The sequence below is a fragment of the Salmonella bongori NCTC 12419 genome (genome assembly GCF_000252995.1).
GTDB lineage: Bacteria > Pseudomonadota > Gammaproteobacteria > Enterobacterales > Enterobacteriaceae > Salmonella > Salmonella bongori.
The window spans coordinates 950,249-966,742 of record NC_015761.1; the positions used below are offsets into that span (position 1 = coordinate 950,249).

Consider the following 16,494-nt stretch of genomic DNA (forward strand, 5'->3'; position numbering starts at 1 on the left):
TATTTCAACAAATGCTGGTTTTTTGAATGCATAACGATAAAGATCTCTCTACGTGGCAGACCTTCCGCCGACTGTGGCCAACCATAGCGCCTTTTAAAGCAGGTCTGATCGTGGCGGGCATAGCGTTAATTCTCAACGCAGCCAGCGATACCTTCATGTTATCGCTCCTCAAGCCATTACTGGATGATGGTTTCGGTAAAACGGATCGCTCAGTGTTGCTGTGGATGCCGCTGGTGGTTATTGGGCTGATGATATTACGAGGCATCACCAGCTATATCTCCAGCTACTGTATTTCCTGGGTGTCAGGCAAAGTGGTAATGACCATGCGTCGTCGCTTGTTTGGCCATATGATGGGAATGCCCGTCGCCTTCTTTGATAAACAATCTACCGGTACGCTGTTGTCGCGTATTACCTACGACTCGGAACAGGTTGCCTCCTCTTCATCAGGCGCACTGATTACCGTGGTGCGTGAAGGGGCGTCGATCATCGGATTGTTTATCATGATGTTCTATTACAGCTGGCAGTTGTCGATTATTTTGGTTGTTCTGGCGCCAATTGTGTCGATTGCGATTCGCGTTGTTTCGAAGCGGTTCCGCAGCATCAGTAAGAATATGCAGAATACGATGGGACAGGTAACTACCAGCGCCGAGCAGATGTTGAAAGGACACAAAGAGGTACTGATCTTCGGTGGCCAGGAAGTCGAAACTAAACGCTTTGATAAAGTCAGTAACAAGATGCGACTACAGGGCATGAAAATGGTTTCTGCTTCGTCGATTTCCGATCCTGTTATTCAGCTGATTGCCTCTCTGGCGCTGGCGTTTGTCCTGTATGCTGCAAGCTTCCCAAGTGTAATGGATAGCCTGACTGCCGGGACCATCACCGTCGTGTTCTCCTCCATGATAGCCCTGATGCGCCCGTTAAAATCACTGACGAACGTTAACGCGCAGTTTCAGCGCGGGATGGCGGCATGTCAGACACTGTTTGCGATTCTGGACAGCGAACAGGAGAAAGATGAAGGTAAACGCGTCATTGAGCGTGCAACAGGCGATCTGGAGTTCCGCAATGTGACTTTTACCTATCCGGGCCGTGAAGCGCCGGCATTGCGCAACATCAATTTGAAAATCCCTGCCGGGAAAACTGTGGCGCTGGTGGGGCGTTCTGGATCGGGTAAATCGACTATCGCCAGCCTGATCACGCGCTTCTACGATATTGATGAGGGGCACATCCTGATGGATGGCCACGATCTACGCGAATACACTTTGGCTTCCCTGCGTAATCAGGTTGCGCTGGTTTCGCAAAACGTGCATTTGTTTAACGATACTGTCGCCAATAACATTGCTTATGCCCGGACGGAAGAATACAGCCGCGAGCAGATAGAAGAAGCCGCCCGTATGGCCTACGCTATGGACTTCATCAATAAGATGGATAATGGCCTGGATACCATCATCGGCGAAAACGGCGTGCTGCTTTCTGGCGGTCAGCGTCAGCGTATCGCGATTGCTCGCGCCTTGCTGCGCGACAGCCCGATACTGATTCTCGATGAGGCCACATCCGCGCTGGATACAGAGTCTGAACGTGCGATTCAGGCAGCGCTGGATGAACTGCAGAAAAACCGTACCTCTCTGGTGATTGCGCACCGTCTTTCCACGATCGAACAGGCGGATGAGATTGTCGTGGTTGAGGACGGTATTATCGTTGAACGCGGTACGCATAGCGAGCTACTGGCGCAACACGGCGTTTACGCCCAACTGCATAAAATGCAATTTGGCCAATGATCGCGCGTATCTGGTCGGGAGAGTCCCCGCTGTGGCGGTTATTGCTACCGCTCTCATGGCTATATGGCCTGGTGAGCGGCGCAATTCGCTTGAGCTATAAGCTTGGCCTTAAGCGAGCCTGGCGAGCGCCAGTACCAGTGGTGGTGGTGGGGAATCTCACTGCGGGCGGCAACGGAAAAACACCGGTGGTAATCTGGCTGGTGGAACAGTTGCAACAACGTGGCGTGCGCGTTGGGGTGGTTTCCCGTGGCTATGGCGGGAAAGCGACCGCTTACCCGCTGCTTCTGGCGCCGGAGACCACAACGGCAGAAGCGGGGGATGAACCGGTATTGATTTATCAACGAACCGGCGCGCCTGTTGCAGTTGCGCCTGAACGCGCCGCTGCGGTGAAGGCGATTCTTGCGGCGCATGATGTTCAGGTCATTATCACTGACGATGGGTTACAGCATTACCGACTGGCGCGGGATATTGAAATTGTAGTGATTGATGGCGTGCGTCGATTTGGTAACGGCTGGTGGCTTCCTGCTGGTCCTATGCGTGAGCGCGCCGGTCGTCTGAAAACGGTGGATGCCACTATCGTAAATGGCGGTATTGCACGACCAGGCGAAATTCCCATGCAGCTTGTCCCTGGCCTGGCGGTGAATTTACGCACGGGAGCGCGCTGTGACGTCTCGCAACTGAACAATATTGTGGCGATGGCGGGCATCGGGCATCCGCCGCGCTTTTTCGCGACGCTGGCATCCTGCGGCGCGCATCCGCACAAGTGTGTGCCGCTGGCGGATCACCAGATGCTGACTCCCGACGATGTCCGGGCCCTGATCGGCGAAGGGCAGACCCTGGTGATGACGGAAAAAGATGCGGTGAAATGCCGTGCTTTTGCCGGGGATAACTGGTGGTTTTTACCGGTGGATGCGTGTTTGTCGGGCGAGAAGCCAGATAAGTTGCTTAAGCAGATTACCTCGCTGGTTCGCTAGCGCAATCCAGTGCAGCGGCAGTGATGGATTTATGGAGCGATAAATGTCATTGCCGTATCTCTCTCTTTCCTGTGCCCGTTGTCTCCACCTCGCTGCACAAGGGCTACTAAAAAAGCCGCGTCGTAACGCGGCGCCAGACGATGTGCTTGCCGCCATATCTCGCATGGCGTTACTGCAAATCGATACCATCAATGTTGTCGCGCGAAGCCCCTATCTGGTGCTTTTTAGCCGTCTTGGGGCCTATCCACAGACCTGGCTGGATGAGGCGCTGCGATGCGGTGAGTTGATGGAGTATTGGGCGCATGAAGCCTGTTTCTTACCTCGCCGTGATTTTAAACTTATCCGTCACCGTATGCTCTCGCCGGAAAAAATGGGCTGGAAATACCGTGCGGCATGGATGCAAGACCACGCGGAAGAGATTGAACAGTTATTAAGGCATATTCAGGACCATGGCCCGGTGCGTTCTGCCGATTTTACGCATTCACCGAAGGGCATTAGCGGCTGGTGGGAATGGAAACCGCATAAACGCCACCTGGAGGGATTATTTACCGCCGGGAAAGTCATGGTTGTTGAGCGGCGTAATTTTCAACGCGTATATGATTTAACGCGCCGCGTGATGCCACACTGGGATGACGAACGCGATGGGCTTTTACAGCCGCAAGCGGAAAGCCTGATGCTGGATAAGAGTGCGCGCAGCCTGGGGATTTTCCGTGAACAGTGGCTGGCGGATTACTACCGTCTGAAACGCCCTGACCTGACGAGTTGGCGGGAAAGCCGGGTGGAACAGCAGCAGATTATCCCGGTTGAGGTAGAAACATTAGGAAAGTTGTGGCTACACGCCGATCTTTTCCCCCTGCTTGAACAGGCGCTGAATAAGACATTAAAGGCGACGCATAGCGCGGTACTATCACCTTTTGATCCTGTGGTATGGGATCGCAAGCGGGCAGCGCAGCTCTTCGCGTTCAACTATCGGCTGGAATGTTATACCCCTGCGCCGAAGCGTCAGTACGGTTATTTTGTACTGCCGCTGCTGCATCGTGGCCGCTTAGTCGGGCGCATGGACGCCAAAATGCATCGCAAGACGGGCGTGCTGGAGGTGATTTCGCTATATCTGGAAGACGATATTCGCCCCGACGCTAGCCTGCAAAAAGGGATTAGGCAGGCCATTAGCGAGTTTGCCGCCTGGCAACGGGCATCACGTGTCACGTTGGGACAATGTCCGGCAGGTCTGTTTAGCGCCATGCGCCGCGGCTGGGAAATAGACCCTGCAGCATAACTGATTATGATAATATTGAAGGATTCACAATCCGGTCCATCTGGAGGAACTATGGATCATCGTCTGCTTGAAATCATCGCCTGCCCGGTCTGTAACGGCAAACTCTGGTATAACCAGGAAAAGCAAGAATTGATTTGCAAACTGGATAATCTCGCTTTCCCGTTACGCGACGGCATTCCTGTATTGCTGGAAAATGAAGCTCGCTCCCTGACATCTGATGAGAGTAAATCATGAGTTTCGTCGTTATTATTCCGGCCCGTTTTGCCTCTACCCGTTTGCCAGGCAAACCGTTGTTGGATATCAATGGCAAGCCCATGATTGTTCATGTCCTGGAGCGGGCGCGTGAATCCGGTGCGGAACGCATTATTGTCGCGACCGATCATGAAGACGTGGCGCGTGCGGTAGAAGCCGCTGGCGGCGAAGTATGCATGACGCGCGCCGATCACCAGTCCGGCACCGAACGGTTGGCGGAAGTGGTAGAGACGTGCGGATTTAGCGACGATACCGTTATCGTAAACGTCCAGGGCGATGAGCCGATGATCCCGGCGGTTATTATACGTCAGGTCGCGGAAAATCTGGCGCAGCGCCAGGTCGGAATGGCGACGCTGGCGGCGCCGATTCATAGCGCTGAAGAGGCATTCAATCCTAATGCAGTAAAAGTTGTGCTGGATGCCGAAGGCTATGCGCTTTATTTCTCCCGGGCGACCATTCCGTGGGATCGCGACCGCTTTGCAAAAAGTCTGGAAACGGTAGGGGATACCTGCCTTCGTCATCTGGGAATTTACGGTTATCGTGCAGGATTTATCCGCCGTTATGTGAACTGGCAGCCCAGCCCGCTTGAACATATTGAAATGCTGGAACAGTTGCGCGTGCTGTGGTACGGCGAAAAAATTCATGTCGCCGTCGCCAAAACGGTGCCTGGCACTGGCGTAGACACCGCCGATGACCTCGAACGTGTTCGGGCCGAAATGCGCTAACGATGCCACTGTTCATGATCGTCGCAGACGATCATGAACAGAGTTGTTGAGTAGCGCGAAGAGGAATATTCACACCTATTCACCAGGCATAACGCTCTCGTATCGTTACGATTTTTCTCATTTATCTTTTCTTCCCTTGATCTCATACGGGTGACATCTTTCCATACGGCGCTCATTATTAAAGCAGTAGCACGAATGGGGGTAATCTGGAATGGAACAATTGCGGGCCGAACTCAGCCATTTACTGGGTGAAAAACTTAGCCGTATAGAGTGCGTGAATGAGAAAGCGGATTCCGCATTGTGGTCATTGTATGACAGCCAGGGTAATCCGATGCCGCTGATGGCGCGAAGCTTTACAACTCCCGGTGTGGCGCAGCAACTGGCATGGAAAACGTCAATGCTGGCGCGTAGCGGCACGGTAAGGATGCCGGTCATCTATGGCGTATTGACGCATGAAGAGCATCCCGGCCCGGATGTGTTGTTGCTGGAACGGCTGCGCGGCGTGTCGGTGGAGGCACCAGCACGCACACCGGAACGCTGGGAACAGCTAAAAGATCAGATTGTCGAAGGATTGCTGGCCTGGCATCGCCAGGATAGCCGCGGCTGCGTTGGTGCCGTAGACCATACTCAGGAAAATGTCTGGCCTTCCTGGTATCGTCAGCGGGTGGAAGTGCTGTGGATGACGCTAAATCAGTTCAGTAATACCGGCTTAACGATGCAGGATAGACGTATCCTGTTTCGCACCCGAGAGTGTCTCCCTTCATTATTTGAAGGCTTTAACGATAACTGCGTGTTGGTGCATGGTAACTTTTGTCTGCGCAGTATGCTTAAAGACGCCCGTAGCGATCAGCTTCTGGCAATGGTCGGCCCGGGGTTAATGCTGTGGGCGCCGAGAGAGTTCGAACTGTTTCGCCTGATGGACAATCCGTTGGCGGAGGGATTGCTTTGGCATTATCTGCAACGCGCGCCAGTGGCGGAGTCATTCATCTGGCGGCGTTGGCTTTATGTGCTGTGGGACGAGGTTGCGCAATTGGTGAATACCGGGCGTTTTAACCGTACCAATTTTGATCTGGCGGCGAGATCATTACTCCCCTGGCTTGCCTGATACGCCTTTCAGCCATTGCCAAAGTCGCCCTAATGTTTCATACCCAGCGCGATCGCTGTGCATCAGCCAGACCGGGGACGGAATTGCCCGCTCCCAGGGATTTAGCGGCGAATCGATCGCCAACTGATTAGCCGGCGCGGGAAGCGGATTCAGCCCGGCATGCTGAAAGAAAATCATCGCGCGCGGCAAATGCGAGGCGGATGTCACCAGTAAGAAAGGCGCGTCGCCGATGGCCTGCTTAACGGCGGCGGCTTCTTCTTCCGTATCTTTTGGCTTATCCAGCGTAATAATATCGCTACGCGGTACGCCCAGCGACTGCGCCACCCGCGCACCGACCTCCGCCGTGCTTACCGTATTGGTTTTGGCTACGCCGCCGGTAAAAATCAGTTTTGATCCCGGGTTTGCTCGCCATAGTCGAATGCCTTCCGCCAGCCGCGGTAAGCTGTTGTTAATTAAATTAGAGCTCGGTGCCCACTGTGAGTTCCAGGTATAACCGCCGCCGAGAACCACAATATATTCTACCTTTTGCGAACCCTGCCAGGTGGGGTAACTGTTTTCTATCGGGCGTAACAGATGGTCGGCGATGGGTTGCAGGCTTAATAGCAATAGCGCCAGCCAGCCCACGCTGATAAATACTTTACCGGTCTTCTGAAAACGGCTAAACCAGATTAGCGCCAGGCCGATGCCAATCACCAGTAGCATTAGCGGGAGCGGCAACAACATGCCACCAACCACTTTTTTTAGTGTAAAAAGCATCCTTTTTGGTTCCTTTTTTAACCATATAGCGGAGGATTAATAGTGATATTACACCAGACAGGTTCATTCTCGCCGCGGCTGTGACAAAATAGCGGTTTTATCAGATACCGTCTGAGCCAGCCTGTGGAGAGTCCGATGCAGGATCGCAATTTTGATGACATTGCTGAAAAGTTTTCCCGTAACATTTACGGCACGACCAAAGGGCAGCTACGGCAAGCCATTCTTTGGCAAGACCTGGATCGCGTGCTGGAGGGGGCCGGCGGGCGAAAACTGCAGGTGCTTGATGCTGGCGGCGGCGAAGGGCAAACGGCGATCAAAATGGCCGAGCGCGGCCATCAGGTGACGTTATGCGATCTGTCTGGCGAAATGATCGCCCGCGCGCAACAGGCAGCTGAGGCAAAAGGTGTGAGCAAAGACATGCATTTTATACAATGCCCGGCTCAGGATGTCGCTTCGCATTTGGAAAGCCCGGTTGATCTGATATTGTTTCATGCTGTGCTGGAGTGGGTGGCCGATCCTGTCGGTGTATTAGAAACGCTCTGGTCAGTATTGCGTCCTGGCGGTGTACTGTCGTTGATGTTTTATAACGCTAACGGTTTGCTGATGCACAATATGGTGGCGGGAAATTTTGACTACGTGCAGGCAGGAATGCCTAAACGCAAGAAGCGCACGTTGTCGCCTGACTATCCTCGCGATCCCGCGCAGGTGTACCAGTGGCTGGAAGCGATTGGCTGGCAGATTACCGGTAAAACCGGCGTGCGTGTATTTCATGATTATCTGCGTGAAAAGCACCAGCAGCGTGACTGTTATGAGACATTAGTCGAACTGGAAACGCGTTATTGCCGCCAGGAGCCGTATATTAGCCTTGGGCGTTATATTCATGTCACCGCGATTAAAAGCCCGGTTCTAGCCGCAGATGCAAGGATAACCTATGAGTGAATTTTCCCAGACAGTCCCCGAACTGGTTGCCTGGGCCAGAAAAAATGACTTTTCCATCTCGCTGCCGGTAGACAGACTTTCGTTTCTGCTGGCGGTCGCCACGTTGAACGGCGAGCGTCTGGACGGCGAGATGAGCGAAGGCGAGTTGGTGGATGCATTCCGCCATGTAAGTGATGCGTTTGAGCAAACCAGCGAAACCATCGGCGTGCGCGCTAATAACGCGATTAACGATATGGTGCGTCAACGTCTGCTGAACCGCTTTACCAGCGAGCAGGCCGAGGGCAATGCAATTTACCGATTGACGCCGCTGGGAATTGGCATCACCGATTATTATATCCGCCAGCGGGAGTTTTCTACGCTACGTCTTTCTATGCAGCTATCAATTGTGGCTGGCGAATTGAAACGTGCGGCGGACGCGGCACAAGAGGGCGGCGATGAGTTCCACTGGCACCGTAACGTCTATGCACCGCTGAAATATTCGGTGGCGGAAATTTTCGACAGTATCGATCTGACTCAGCGCATTATGGATGAGCAACAGCAGCAGGTAAAAGATGATATCGCACAACTGCTGAATAAAGACTGGCGCGCGGCGATTTCGAGCTGTGAACTGTTGCTTTCCGAAACCTCCGGCACGCTGCGCGAATTGCAGGATACGCTGGAAGCGGCAGGCGACAAGCTGCAGGCGAACCTGCTGCGCATCCAGGATGCGACGATGTCTCATGACGATCTGCATTTTGTCGACAGGCTGGTCTTTGACCTGCAAAGCAAACTTGACCGTATTATCAGTTGGGGACAACAGTCTATCGATTTATGGATCGGCTACGACCGGCACGTGCATAAATTTATCCGTACGGCGATCGATATGGATAAAAACCGCGTTTTTGCTCAGCGTTTGCGTCAGTCTGTACAAACATATTTCGACGACCCGTGGGCCTTAACTTACGCTAACGCCGATCGTTTGCTGGATATGCGCGACGAAGAGATGGCATTACGTGACGATGAAGTCACCGGGGAACTGCCGCCGGATCTGGAATATGAAGAGTTTAACGAGATCCGCGAGCAACTGGCGGCCATCATTGAAGAACAGTTGGCTATCTATAAAACCAGACAAACGCCACTGGATCTTGGGCTGGTGGTGCGCGAGTATCTGGCGCAATATCCGCGTGCGCGTCATTTCGACGTGGCGCGCATTGTTATCGATCAAGCGGTACGTCTTGGCGTAGCGCAAGCAGATTTCACCGGACTGCCAGCCAAATGGCAGCCGATTAATGATTACGGAGCCAAGGTACAGGCGCATGTCATTGACAAATATTGAACAAGTGATGCCGGTTAAGCTGGCGCAGGCGCTGGCGAATCCGTTATTTCCGGCGCTGGATAGCGCATTGCGTTCGGGCCGCCACATCGGGTTGGACGAACTGGATAATCATGCCTTTCTGATGGATTTTCAGGAATACCTGGAAGAGTTTTACGCGCGTTATAACGTGGAACTGATTCGCGCGCCGGAGGGGTTCTTCTACCTGCGTCCACGTTCTACCACGCTTATCCCGCGCTCGGTGTTATCCGAACTGGATATGATGGTCGGTAAAATTCTTTGTTATCTCTATCTTAGCCCGGAACGCCTGGCCAACGAAGGGATCTTTACCCAGCAGGAGCTATACGATGAACTGCTCACCTTGGCGGACGAAGCCAAACTGCTGAAGCTGGTAAATAACCGCTCGACAGGATCTGACGTTGATCGTCAGAAATTGCAGGAAAAGGTGCGTTCTTCTTTGAACCGCCTGCGTCGTTTGGGCATGGTGTGGTTTATGGGCCACGACAGCAGCAAATTCCGCATTACAGAATCGGTCTTTCGCTTTGGCGCAGATGTTCGTACCGGCGACGATCCACGCGAGGCGCAGCGTCGCCTCATCCGCGACGGGGAAGCGATGCCGATTGAAAACCATCTGCAACTCAATGATGAGACCGAAGAGAATCAGCCGGACAGTGGAGAGGAAGAATAATGATTGAACGCGGTAAATTTCGCTCGCTAACGCTGATTAACTGGAACGGTTTTTTTGCCCGCACCTTTGACCTTGATGAACTGGTCACGACGTTATCCGGGGGCAACGGCGCCGGAAAATCCACGACGATGGCGGCCTTCGTCACAGCGCTGATTCCGGATCTCACCTTACTACACTTTCGTAACACCACGGAAGCCGGCGCCACCAGTGGTTCGCGCGATAAAGGTCTGCACGGTAAGCTGAAGGCGGGCGTCTGTTACTCCATGCTCGACACCATTAATTCTCGCCATCAGCGGGTGGTGGTCGGCGTGCGTCTGCAGCAGGTTGCCGGGCGCGATCGCAAAGTGGACATTAAACCGTTCGCTATTCAGGGGCTGCCGATGTCGGTACAGCCGACACAACTGGTGACGGAGACATTAAACGAACGTCAGGCGCGCGTACTGTCGCTTGCTGAGCTGAAAGACAAGCTTGACGAGATGGAAGGCGTGCAGTTTAAGCAGTTCAACTCCATCACCGATTATCATTCGCTGATGTTCGACTTAGGGATTATCGCCCGTCGTCTGCGCTCGGCTTCCGATCGCAGTAAATTCTATCGTTTGATAGAAGCCTCGCTGTACGGCGGGATTTCCAGCGCCATTACTCGATCGCTACGCGACTATTTATTGCCGGAAAACAGCGGAGTGCGCAAGGCGTTCCAGGATATGGAAGCGGCGCTGCGCGAGAACCGGCTCACGCTGGAAGCGATTCGCGTGACCCAATCCGATCGCGATCTGTTTAAACATTTGATCAGCGAAGCCACCGATTATGTGGCGGCGGATTATATGCGCCATGCCAATGAGCGTCGGGTTCACCTTGATCAGGCGTTGGCGTTCCGTCGCGAATGGTATACCTCTCGCCAACAGCTGGCGGCTGAGCAGTACAAGCATGTCGATATGGCGCGCGAGCTGGCGGAGCATAACGGTGCGGAGGGTTCCCTTGAAGCTGATTATCAGGCGGCGAGCGACCATTTGAACCTGGTGCAAACCGCTCTGCGTCAGCAGGAAAAAATTGAGCGCTATGAGGCGGATCTTGAAGAATTGCAGATTCGGCTCGAAGAACAAAACGAAGTGGTGGCAGAAGCCGCCGAAATGCAGGAAGAAAATGAAGCGCGCGCTGAAGCCGCCGAACTGGAAGTCGATGAACTCAAAAGCCAGCTTGCGGATTACCAGCAGGCTCTGGATGTACAGCAGACACGCGCGATCCAGTATAACCAGGCGATATCGGCGCTCGCTCGCGCCAAAGAGCTTTGCCATCTGCCGGATCTCACCGCGGAAAGCGCCGCCGAATGGCTGGATACATTCCAGGCGAAAGAGCAGGAAGCCACAGAAAAATTGCTTTCGCTGGAACAAAAAATGAGCGTGGCGCAAACCGCGCATAGCCAGTTTGAGCAGGCTTACCAGTTGGTCGCGGCGATCAACGGCCCGCTGGCGCGTAGCGAGGCCTGGGATGTGGCGCGTGAGCTTCTGCGGGATGGCGTTAACCAGCGTCATCTGGCGGAACAGGTACAACCGCTGCGGATGCGTTTGAGCGAACTGGAACAGCGGTTGCGCGAGCAGCAAGAAGCTGAACGTCTGCTGGCGGAATTCTGTAAGCGCCAGGGCAAAAATTTTGATATTGACGAACTGGAAGCGCTACACCAGGAACTTGAAGCGCGTATAGCGGCGCTGTCAGACAGCGTGGCGAATGCCAGTGAACAACGACTGGCACTGCGTCAGGAGCAGGAACAGCTTCAGTCGCGCATTCAGCACCTTATGCAGCGGGCGCCCGTCTGGCTGGCAGCGCAAAACAGCCTTAACCAGCTTAGCGAACAGTGCGGCGAAGAGTTTACCTCCAGCCAGGAAGTGACCGAATACCTGCAACAATTGCTGGAGCGTGAGCGCGAAGCCATTGTTGAACGCGACGAAGTTGGCGCGCGTAAAAATGCGGTTGATGAAGAGATCGAACGTTTAAGCCAGCCGGGCGGCGCGGAAGATCAGCGTTTGAATGCGTTGGCGGAGCGTTTTGGCGGGGTTCTGCTGTCGGAAATCTACGATGATGTCAGCCTTGAAGATGCGCCGTACTTTTCCGCGCTGTATGGCCCGTCGCGCCATGCGATCGTCGTGCCGGATTTATCGCAAATTGCCGAACAGCTTGAAGGCCTGACCGATTGCCCGGAAGATCTGTACCTGATCGAAGGCGATCCGCAGTCTTTCGATGACAGCGTATTCAGCGTTGACGAGCTGGAAAAGGCAGTGGTAGTGAAAATTGCCGACCGCCAGTGGCGCTATTCGCGCTTCCCGTCACTGCCTATTTTTGGCCGTGCGGCGCGCGAGAACCGTATTGAAAGCCTCCATGCGGAGCGGGAAGTGCTTTCCGAACGCTTTGCGACGCTCTCGTTTGATGTTCAGAAAACCCAGCGTTTGCATCAGGCGTTCAGCCGTTTTATCGGTAGCCACCTTTCAGTCGCTTTTGAGGACGATCCGGAAGCGGAGATTCGCCGGCTGAACGGGCGTCGCGTCGAGCTGGAGCGTGCGCTGGCGACGCATGAAAATGACAACCAGCAGCAGCGCATCCAGTTTGAGCACGCAAAAGAGGGCGTTTCCGCGCTGAACCGTTTGCTACCGAGGCTGAATTTATTGGCCGATGAAACGCTGGCCGATCGGGTTGATGAAATTCAGGAGAGACTGGATGAAGCGCAGGAAGCGGCGCGGTTTGTGCAGCAGTTTGGCAACCAGTTAGCCAAACTGGAGCCAGTCGTTTCTGTTTTGCAAAGCGATCCGGAACAGTTCGAGCAGTTAAAAGAAGATTATGCGTGGTCCCAGCAAGTACAGCGCGACGCACGCCAGCAGGCTTTTGCGCTGGCTGAAGTCGTCGAGCGTCGGGCACATTTCAGTTATTCCGACTCGGCGGAAATGCTGAGCGGCAACAGCGATCTGAATGAAAAACTGCGTCAGCGGCTGGAGCAGGCGGAAGCCGAGCGCACCCGCGCCCGCGAAGCCCTGCGAAGCCACGCCGCGCAGCTGAGTCAGTACAACCAGGTGCTGGCCTCGCTAAAAAGCTCTTACGACACGAAGAAAGAGCTGCTTAATGATTTGCAACGCGAATTACAGGATATTGGCGTTCGCGCCGATAACGGGGCGGAAGAACGTGCCCGTCTGCGTCGTGACGAACTGCATACCCAGTTGAGTAATAACCGTTCGCGCCGTAATCAGCTTGAGAAGGCGCTTACCTTCTGCGAAGCGGAGATGGATAACCTGACCCGTAAGCTGCGTAAGCTGGAGCGTGATTATCACGAAATGCGCGAGCAGGTCGTGACCGCGAAAGCCGGTTGGTGCGCAGTGATGCGGATGGTGAAAGATAATGGCGTAGAACGTCGTTTGCATCGCCGTGAACTGGCCTATCTGTCGGCGGATGAGCTGCGTTCTATGTCGGATAAGGCGTTAGGCGCACTGCGTCTGGCGGTTGCGGATAACGAACATTTGCGCGATGTGTTGCGCTTGTCGGAAGATCCGAAACGTCCGGAACGTAAAATCCAGTTCTTTGTGGCCGTTTATCAGCATCTGCGCGAACGTATTCGTCAGGATATCATTCGTACCGACGATCCGGTTGAAGCCATTGAACAAATGGAGATTGAACTGAGCCGTCTGACGGAAGAACTGACGTCGCGTGAGCAAAAACTGGCGATCAGTTCCCGGAGTGTGGCGAATATTATTCGTAAGACTATCCAGCGTGAGCAGAACCGTATCCGGATGCTAAACCAGGGCTTGCAAAGCGTTTCGTTTGGTCAGGTTAATAGCGTACGGTTAAACGTCAACGTGCGTGAGACGCACGCCACCCTGTTGGACGTGCTTTCAGAACAGCAGGAACAGCATCAGGATCTGTTTAACAGTAATCGTCTGACTTTCTCCGAAGCGCTGGCGAAACTGTATCAGCGTTTGAATCCGCAGATCGATATGGGGCAACGCACGCCACAGACCATTGGCGAGGAGTTGCTGGATTACCGTAACTACCTGGAAATGGAAGTTGAAGTTAACCGTGGATCTGACGGCTGGCTACGGGCGGAATCCGGCGCGCTGTCGACCGGGGAAGCTATCGGGACCGGGATGTCGATTCTGGTGATGGTGGTGCAAAGCTGGGAAGACGAAGCGCGCAGGCTACGCGGGAAAGATATTTCGCCATGTCGCCTGCTGTTCCTCGATGAAGCGGCGCGTCTGGATGCGCGTTCTATCGCCACGCTGTTTGAATTGTGTGAACGTTTACAGATGCAGCTTATTATCGCGGCGCCGGAAAATATCAGTCCGGAAAAGGGCACGACATATAAACTGGTGCGTAAAGTATTTCAGAATACTGAGCACGTGCATGTCGTTGGGCTACGTGGTTTTGCGCCGCAGTTACCGGAGATGCTTCCTGGTACCCCGGCAGAAGATGTGCCTTCAGAGGCGAGTTAACTATGCCAGCATACAGGTAGCGACTTTCGCAGATAAGCGTGGCAGCATCAGGCATTACGTCTGGTATCAGTTTCAGGGCGGCGAAAGCCGCCTTTTTCTTTATCTGAAAATCCGCTCTGAGCCGTGCATTTTCTTTAAACTTCTTTACATTAGGTTAGGCAAAAACGTATTGAACTTTATATACTGGGATTAAGCCTGACGAGTGAGCAGGCGTACTCATCATACGAAACAGAAGCCTGGGGTGAGGTTGACCCGCGGCGCGGGCGACACGGTCATGCGGAGTATGATAACAAAAACAGGGGACAAGGGATGTTGCTTAACAAGATGTGTGGTCGTCTGACGGCAATCAGTTTATGCCTGGCCGTAACATTCGCTCCACTGTTTAATGCGCAGGCCGATGAGCCTGAAATGATACCTGGCGATGGTTCCGCTGTCGCTATTGGGCAGGCGGGCGCGTTATCGCAACCGCAGAAGCAGTCAGTCGCGACGGCGATCCTGACCGGGATTCAGCCGTTGCCGGAGGGGGTGGCAGCCGGGAAAGTCCGTGCTGATTTGCAAGCGCAGCTCCCTTCCGGTTATACGCCGGTCTATATGAGCCAACTGACATTACTTTATGCCGCGCGCGACATGAAGCCCATGTGGGAGAACCGCGATGCGGTAAAAGCTTTCCAGCAGCAGTTAGCGGAAGTAGCGATCGCTGGTTTCCAGCCGCAGTTTACCGCCTGGGTAGCGTTGCTGACCGATCCTGCCGTAAATGGTATGGCGCGCGATGTTGTGTTGTCAGATGCTATGATGGGCTATCTTCATTTCATTGCGAATATCCCTGTCAAAGGCAGCCGCTGGTTATATAGCAACAAACCCTACGCGCTGGCGACGCCGCCAGTCTCGGTGATTAACCAGTGGCAAATGGCGCTGGAAGAGGGGCAGTTGCCAGCCTTTGTCGCCAGCCTGGCGCCACAGCATCCGCAATATGCGCCCATGCATGACGCGTTGCTGAAGCTGGTGGCGGATTCTCGTCCATGGCCGCAGTTGAACAATACCGCGACGCTGCGTCCGGGGCAATGGAGTAACGATGTGCCCGCACTGCGTGAAATATTGCAGCGTACAGGGATGCTGGACGGTGGCCCGAAGATAGCCTTACCCGGCGATGAGGCTTCTGATAGCGTAGTCGTCAGCCCCTCCGCCGCAAATGTCGAAACATCGGTGGCACAGCCGGTCGGGCAACAAACGGCCCGCCGCAGCAAGGCGGCAGCGGTACGCGCCGCCTACGATCGTGAGCTGGTTGAGGCAGTCAAACGTTTCCAGACATGGCAAGGTCTGGGGGCAGATGGTGTTATCGGCCAGGCAACACGTAACTGGCTCAATATGACGCCTGCGCAACGTGCAGGCGTATTGGCGTTGAATATCCAACGCTTACGCCTGCTGCCGGCAGAATTATCCACGGGTATTATGGTGAACATTCCCGCTTATTCGCTGGTCTACTATCAGAATGGCAACCAGGTGCTGGCTTCGAGGGTGATCGTCGGGCGTCCCGATCGTAAAACGCCGATGATGAGCAGCGCGCTGAATAATGTGGTGGTGAACCCGCCGTGGAACGTTCCGCCCACGCTTGCGCGTAAAGATATTTTACCGAAGGTGTGGAATGACCCAGGCTATCTGGAGCGCCATGGCTACACCGTGATGCGCGGCTGGAACAGTAAAGAAGCGATCGATCCGTGGCAGGTTGACTGGGCCACTATTACGCCATCGAATCTTCCGTTCCGTTTCCAGCAGGCACCCGGGGCGCATAATTCACTGGGGCGTTATAAATTTAATATGCCGAGTTCAGACGCGATATATCTGCACGATACGCCCAACCATACTCTTTTTCAGCGTGATGCCAGGGCGTTAAGTTCCGGTTGCGTGCGGGTCAATAAGGCCTCTGAACTGGCGAATATGCTATTGCAGGATGCAGGCTGGAATGACGCGCGAATCTCCGGCGCTCTGAAGCAAGGCGACACACGGTATGTGAATATCCGGCAGAACATTCCGGTTAATCTTTACTATCTGACCGCGTTTGTCGGCGCAGACGGTCGGATGCAGTATCGTACAGATATTTACAATTACGATCTCACCGCGCGATCCAGCGCACAAATTGTGCCAAAGGTTGAACAATTAATCAGGTAAATGAAGACGTTCTGGTAAATATGTTGTCCTAATGTTTGGCTTCAACGGGGCGTTTCGCTG

12 protein-coding genes are annotated in these 16,494 nt (G+C 54.1%); 11 read left to right on the forward strand and 1 reads right to left on the reverse strand.

The genetic code is table 11. From position 1 onward, the window contains the following. Positions 1-26: 26 nt before the first annotated feature. The 6 genes from msbA (at position 27) to SBG_RS04410 (ending at position 6,107) form a co-directional block, all read left to right on the forward strand. Positions 27-1,775, forward strand: coding sequence for a lipid A ABC transporter ATP-binding protein/permease MsbA (msbA, locus tag SBG_RS04385; RefSeq protein WP_000551247.1), 1,749 nt, complete (start codon positions 27-29; stop codon positions 1,773-1,775). Beyond that, positions 1,772-2,749 (forward strand): tetraacyldisaccharide 4'-kinase, encoded by a 978-nt coding sequence (lpxK, locus tag SBG_RS04390; RefSeq protein WP_000561700.1) that lies wholly within the window; start codon positions 1,772-1,774, stop codon positions 2,747-2,749. The genes msbA and lpxK overlap by 4 nt, the downstream gene beginning before the upstream one ends. 43 nt (positions 2,750-2,792) lie before the next feature. Next, complete coding sequence (locus SBG_RS04395; RefSeq protein WP_000056906.1) at positions 2,793-4,025, forward strand: winged helix-turn-helix domain-containing protein; 1,233 nt, start codon at positions 2,793-2,795, stop codon at positions 4,023-4,025. 51 nt (positions 4,026-4,076) lie between these two features. Further along, positions 4,077-4,259, forward strand: coding sequence for a protein YcaR (ycaR, locus tag SBG_RS04400; RefSeq protein ID WP_000350056.1), 183 nt, complete (start codon positions 4,077-4,079; stop codon positions 4,257-4,259). Continuing rightward, on the forward strand, positions 4,256-5,002 hold the full coding sequence (kdsB, locus tag SBG_RS04405) for a 3-deoxy-manno-octulosonate cytidylyltransferase (protein WP_000011565.1): 747 nt from the start codon (positions 4,256-4,258) through the stop codon (positions 5,000-5,002). Before ycaR ends, kdsB begins: the two co-directional genes overlap by 4 nt. Positions 5,003-5,213: 211 nt before the next feature. Next, positions 5,214-6,107, forward strand: coding sequence for a YcbJ family phosphotransferase (locus SBG_RS04410; RefSeq protein ID WP_000436896.1), 894 nt, complete (start codon positions 5,214-5,216; stop codon positions 6,105-6,107). Here SBG_RS04410 and elyC read toward each other — a convergent pair. Continuing rightward, a complete protein-coding gene (gene elyC / locus SBG_RS04415; protein WP_000899613.1) occupies positions 6,087-6,863 on the reverse strand; it encodes an envelope biogenesis factor ElyC in 777 nt (258 codons plus the stop codon). The two genes, SBG_RS04410 and elyC, sit on opposite strands and share 21 nt — an antisense overlap. A gap of 135 nt (positions 6,864-6,998) precedes the next feature. Here elyC and cmoM point away from each other — a divergent pair, with 135 nt between their 5' ends. The 5 genes from cmoM (at position 6,999) to ldtD (ending at position 16,434) form a co-directional block, all read left to right on the forward strand. Further along, entirely contained in the window at positions 6,999-7,802 is an 804-nt protein-coding gene (gene cmoM, locus SBG_RS04420) for a tRNA uridine 5-oxyacetic acid(34) methyltransferase CmoM (protein WP_001154030.1), read from the forward strand. Next, complete coding sequence (gene mukF / locus SBG_RS04425; protein WP_001288862.1) at positions 7,795-9,117, forward strand: chromosome partition protein MukF; 1,323 nt, start codon at positions 7,795-7,797, stop codon at positions 9,115-9,117. The genes cmoM and mukF overlap by 8 nt, the downstream gene beginning before the upstream one ends. Continuing rightward, entirely contained in the window at positions 9,098-9,802 is a 705-nt protein-coding gene (gene mukE, locus SBG_RS04430; protein ID WP_000060026.1) for a chromosome partition protein MukE, read from the forward strand. Before mukF ends, mukE begins: the two co-directional genes overlap by 20 nt. After that, a complete protein-coding gene (mukB, locus tag SBG_RS04435) occupies positions 9,802-14,268 on the forward strand; it encodes a chromosome partition protein MukB (RefSeq protein WP_000572756.1) in 4,467 nt (1,488 codons plus the stop codon). Before mukE ends, mukB begins: the two co-directional genes overlap by 1 nt. Before the next feature lie 309 nt (positions 14,269-14,577). Then, a complete protein-coding gene (gene ldtD, locus SBG_RS04445; protein ID WP_000925903.1) occupies positions 14,578-16,434 on the forward strand; it encodes a L,D-transpeptidase in 1,857 nt (618 codons plus the stop codon). Positions 16,435-16,494 lie beyond the last annotated feature (60 nt).

Excerpts from the sequence above, each read along its gene's own strand:
- msbA (WP_000551247.1), top strand. The coding sequence starts at position 27 with ATGCATAACGATAAAGATCTCTCTACGTGGCAGACCTTCCGCCGACTG.
- lpxK (WP_000561700.1), top strand. The coding sequence starts at position 1,772 with ATGATCGCGCGTATCTGGTCGGGAGAGTCCCCGCTGTGGCGGTTATTG.
- SBG_RS04395 (WP_000056906.1), top strand. The coding sequence starts at position 2,793 with ATGTCATTGCCGTATCTCTCTCTTTCCTGTGCCCGTTGTCTCCACCTC.
- ycaR (WP_000350056.1), top strand. The coding sequence starts at position 4,077 with ATGGATCATCGTCTGCTTGAAATCATCGCCTGCCCGGTCTGTAACGGC.
- kdsB (WP_000011565.1), top strand. The coding sequence starts at position 4,256 with ATGAGTTTCGTCGTTATTATTCCGGCCCGTTTTGCCTCTACCCGTTTG.
- SBG_RS04410 (WP_000436896.1), top strand. The coding sequence starts at position 5,214 with ATGGAACAATTGCGGGCCGAACTCAGCCATTTACTGGGTGAAAAACTT.
- elyC (WP_000899613.1), bottom strand. The coding sequence starts at position 6,863 with ATGCTTTTTACACTAAAAAAAGTGGTTGGTGGCATGTTGTTGCCGCTC.
- cmoM (WP_001154030.1), top strand. The coding sequence starts at position 6,999 with ATGCAGGATCGCAATTTTGATGACATTGCTGAAAAGTTTTCCCGTAAC.
- mukF (WP_001288862.1), top strand. The coding sequence starts at position 7,795 with ATGAGTGAATTTTCCCAGACAGTCCCCGAACTGGTTGCCTGGGCCAGA.
- mukE (WP_000060026.1), top strand. The coding sequence starts at position 9,098 with ATGTCATTGACAAATATTGAACAAGTGATGCCGGTTAAGCTGGCGCAG.
- mukB (WP_000572756.1), top strand. The coding sequence starts at position 9,802 with ATGATTGAACGCGGTAAATTTCGCTCGCTAACGCTGATTAACTGGAAC.
- ldtD (WP_000925903.1), top strand. The coding sequence starts at position 14,578 with ATGTTGCTTAACAAGATGTGTGGTCGTCTGACGGCAATCAGTTTATGC.